The organism is Bradyrhizobium sp., from assembly GCF_049691595.1.
Lineage (GTDB): Bacteria > Pseudomonadota > Alphaproteobacteria > Rhizobiales > Xanthobacteraceae > Bradyrhizobium.
In genome coordinates this window covers 1-4,192 of record NZ_JBAVNZ010000011.1, presented here as the reverse complement: position 1 = coordinate 4,192, position 4,192 = coordinate 1, and the positions used below count along the sequence as shown (strand labels likewise).

The window sequence follows — 4,192 nt, the reverse complement described above, 5'->3', positions numbered from 1 at the left end:
CGGGAGAGGGGTGGTGTGATCCCACCGATGGGTCCCGGCGCAAGGCCGGGACGACGAAGCTTACTTCTTCGCCGGCGCCATCTTGGAGTCCGTCGGCTTTGCTGCGTCCGGCTTGGCCTCGGTCTTGGCGGCCTCTTCCGGCTTGTCCATCCGCTCGACCTTGGCGGCCTCGCGCAATTTCGCGACGTATTCGGCCTGTGCCTTGCGCGTCACATAGGTTTCGATCTGGCTCTTGACCTGCTCGAAGTCGGGCGCCTTGCGGCTGCGCTTTTCCTCGACCCTGATGATGTGCCAGCCAAATTGCGATTTCACGGGATCGGAAATCTTGCCGGATTCGAGCGTGAACGCCACCGTGGAGAATTCCGGCACCATCTGCTCCCTGGTGAAGAAACCGAGGTCGCCGCCATCGGAGGCGCCGGGATCCTTGGATTTCTTCTTCGCCAGTTCGGCGAAATCGGCGCCCTTCTTCAACTCCGCCAGGATCGCCTTGGCCTCGTCCTCGGTCTCGACCAGGATGTGCCGGGCGTGAACTTCCTGTTCGCCGGTGATCTGCTTCGAAGCCTCCTCGTAGACCTTCTTCATGGCCTCGTCGGTGGTCGCGGCCTTGCCTTCGGTTGCCAGCAGGCTGTCCATCAGGAGCCGGTTGCGGGTGAAGGCCAGCCGTTTCTTGAAGTCGTCGGTATTCTCGACCTTTTTGTCCTCGGCGGCCTTGGCGACGATCTTCAGGTCGATCAGGAACGACAGCACATTGTCCTTCTTGGCCGCGGGGTCCATCTGCGCGAGGCTTGCTCCAAGTTCCTCCTCGGCGAGCGCGAGGTCGCTCTGGCGGATCTCGGAACCGTTGACCTTGGCCAGAACCGGATTGGCGTCCTCGGCCCGGACCGGGAGGCTGGCGACCAGAACCGCGGCAAGGCAGCCCGTCACGGCCAGGGAGGCGAGGCTGAAACGCAGGCCGGTTTTCGTTTCCGGGAACGGGGAGGTCATGCAAAGTCCTTGTGTCAAAGATGGGAATGCCCTCAGGCGGCGGGACACTCGCCCAATCATGCGGCCTTGGCAACGCGAAAAGTCTGTCAAAATGATGAATTCCCCGACGTCCCGGCCACGTTGACAACCCACCGGGTGAGCCATATCTCTGGCCCCATCGCGTCAACGGCGATAGCGCTTATTTTGCTGCGTTTTTGGCCGTTGAGCCTTAGGATTGCCTTCTTCCCACTCATTTGGCGGATGGCCCCCGACCCCGGGGCTTTCACGGCAGCGCGTCACGGTGAGTTGATAGGCAATCCGGTGGCCCACGTCACGGCTGCAATGCAGCACCGCAAAGGCAGGACTTTTTCATGATCGGCGCGCTCGCCCGCAAGTTTTTCGGCTCCGCCAACGACCGGCGGGTAAAGGGATATCAGTCCCGCGTCGACGCCATCAACGCGCTGGAGCCTGAACTCGCCGCGCTGTCGGACCAGGCGCTGAAAGCCCGCACCGCCGAATTCCGAAAGCTGCTCGCTGACGGCAAGACGCTGGACGAGATCCTGGTGCCGGCTTTCGCCACCGTGCGCGAGGCGGCCAAGCGCACCCTCGGCCAGCGGCATTTCGACGTCCAGCTGATCGGCGGCATGGTGCTGCACGAGGGCGACATCGCCGAGATGAAGACCGGCGAAGGCAAGACCCTGGTGGCTACGCTCGCGGTCTATCTCAATGCGCTCGCGGGTAAAGGCGTCCACGTCGTTACCGTCAACGACTACCTCGCCCGCCGCGACTCCGAATGGATGGGCGAGATCTACTCTTTCCTCGGCATGACCACGGGCGTGATCGTGCACGGGCTCGACGATGCCGAGCGCAAGCTGGCCTATGCGCGCGACATCACCTACGGCACCAAAAACGAATACGGCTTCGACTATCTGCGCGACAACATGAAGTACCGGCTCGAGGACATGGTCCAGCGCGGCCATTTCTACGCCATCGTCGACGAAGTCGACTCGATCCTGATCGACGAGGCGCGCACGCCCTTGATCATCTCCGGTCCGCTCGACGACCGCTCCGAATTCTACAACACCATCGACACCTTCTTCCCCAGGCTCGACAAGACCGATTACGACGTCGACGAGAAGCAGCGCACGGTGACGTTGACCGAAGCCGGCATGGAAAAGATCGAAGGCCTGCTGCGCGACGCCGGCCAGCTCAAGGGCGATTCGCTCTACGACATCGAGAACGTCTCGGTCGTCCATCACATCAACCAGGCGCTGCGCGCGCATACGCTATTCAACCGCGACAAGGACTACATCGTCCGCGACGGCGAAGTCGTGATCATCGACGAGTTCACCGGCCGCATGATGCCGGGCCGGCGCTATTCCGAAGGCCTGCACCAGGCGCTGGAAGCCAAGGAGCACGTCCAGGTCCAGCCGGAAAACCAGACCCTGGCCTCGATCACCTTCCAGAACTATTTCCGTATGTACGAGAAGCTCGCGGGCATGACCGGCACGGCCGCGACCGAGGCCGACGAGTTGTTCGACATCTACAAGCTCGAGGTCGTGGAAATCCCGACCAATGTCGAGGTGGCGCGTCTCGACGAGGACGACGAGGTCTATCGCACCCAGAACGAGAAATACACCGCGATCCTGGCCGAGATCGAGCGCGCCAATGCGCGGCTGCAGCCGGTATTGGTCGGCACCGCCTCGATCGAAAAGTCCGAGGTCTTGGCCGAATTCCTCAAGAAGAACGGCTACAAGCAGATCGATTTTGGCAGCGGGTCCGGCATGGAAAAGCTCTACGCCGCGGCGCGCGCCGGCAGGCCAGCGAAACTGTTCGCGGTGCTGAACGCCCGCTTCCACGAGCAGGAAGCCTATATCGTGGCGGAAGCCGGCGTGCCCGGCGCGATCACGATCGCGACCAACATGGCCGGCCGCGGCACCGACATCAAGCTCGGCGGCTCGCTGGAGATGCGGATCCAGCAGGAGACCGCCGATATCACCGACGAGGCCGAGAAGGCCGCCAGGATCGAGCGCATCAAGGCCGATATCGAGCGCTTCCGCGAACTGGTGCTGAAGGCGGAAGAGATCGTCGAGGTCGAGCCGGCCAAGGGCAACAAACCGGCGAGGTCAGCGACAAAACCGGGCGGGCTCTACATCATCGGCTCCGAACGCCATGAATCGCGGCGCATCGACAACCAGCTGCGCGGCCGCTCCGGCCGCCAGGGCGACCCCGGGCGCTCGAAGTTCTTTCTGTCGCTGGAGGACGATCTGATGCGGATCTTCGGGTCCGACCGGCTCGATTCCATGCTGACGCGGCTCGGCCTGAAAGAGGGCGAGGCCATCATTCATCCCTGGATCAACAAGGCGCTGGAGAAGGCGCAGCAGAAGGTCGAGGCGCGCAACTTCGACATCCGCAAGAACCTGCTCAAATTCGACAACGTCCAGAACGACCAGCGCAAGGTGATCTTCGACCAGCGCGTCGATCTGATGAAGGACGACAGCGTCGCCGAGACCGTCGCCGACATGCGCCACGCCTTCGTCGAGGATGTCCTCGCCAAGCACGTGCCCGAGCATGCCTATGCCGAGCAGTGGGATGTCGCCGGCCTCAGGGACGAGTTGAAGCGCGTGCTCGATGTCGACCTGCCGGTCGACCAATGGGCCAAGGAAGAGGGCATCGCCGACGAGGAATTGCTGACGCGCATCGAAAAGCATGTCGACGAGCACATGGCGGCCAAGGTCGCGCAATGGGGCCCCGACGTGATGCGCTACGTCGAAAAGACCATCCTGTTGCAGACGCTGGATCATCTCTGGCGCGAGCATCTGGTCATGCTCGACCATCTGCGCCAGGTGATCGGGCTGCGCGGCTACGGCCAGCGCGATCCGCTGCAGGAATACAAGTCGGAAGCCTTCAGCCTGTTCGAGGCGATGATCGCGCATCTGCGCGAGGCGGTGACGGCGCAATTGATGCGCGTCGAAATCGTGCCGCCGGAAGAGCAGCAGCCGGCATTGCCGCCGATGGAAGCGCACAAGTTCGATCCGAATACCGGCGAGGACGAGCTGGCGTTTGCCGGCGCGTCGCTGGTGCCCGCCGCCACCGCCAACCGTGATCCCAAGAATCCGGCGAGCTGGGGCAAAGTCGGCCGCAACGAAGATTGTCCCTGCGGTTCAGGCAAGAAGTTCAAGCACTGCCACGGCAAGTATGCGTGAGCTGCGCTGACGGCGTGCTGATG

2 protein-coding genes are annotated in these 4,192 nt (G+C 62.8%); one reads left to right on the top strand and one right to left on the bottom strand.

Going from position 1 to position 4,192, the window contains the following annotated elements; translation table 11 throughout:
* Window positions 1–60 precede the first annotated feature (60 nt).
* On the bottom strand, window positions 61–984 hold the full coding sequence (locus WCE35_RS00460; RefSeq protein WP_424591386.1) for a peptidylprolyl isomerase: 924 nt from the start codon (window positions 982–984) through the stop codon (window positions 61–63).
* A 350-nt stretch (window positions 985–1,334) separates the two neighbouring features.
* On the opposite strand from WCE35_RS00460, the gene secA reads away from it, so the two are divergent.
* Window positions 1,335–4,169 carry a preprotein translocase subunit SecA gene (gene secA, locus WCE35_RS00455; RefSeq protein ID WP_424591385.1) on the top strand — a complete coding sequence of 945 codons (2,835 nt, stop codon included), beginning with the start codon at window positions 1,335–1,337 and terminating at the stop codon, window positions 4,167–4,169.
* Window positions 4,170–4,192 lie beyond the last annotated feature (23 nt).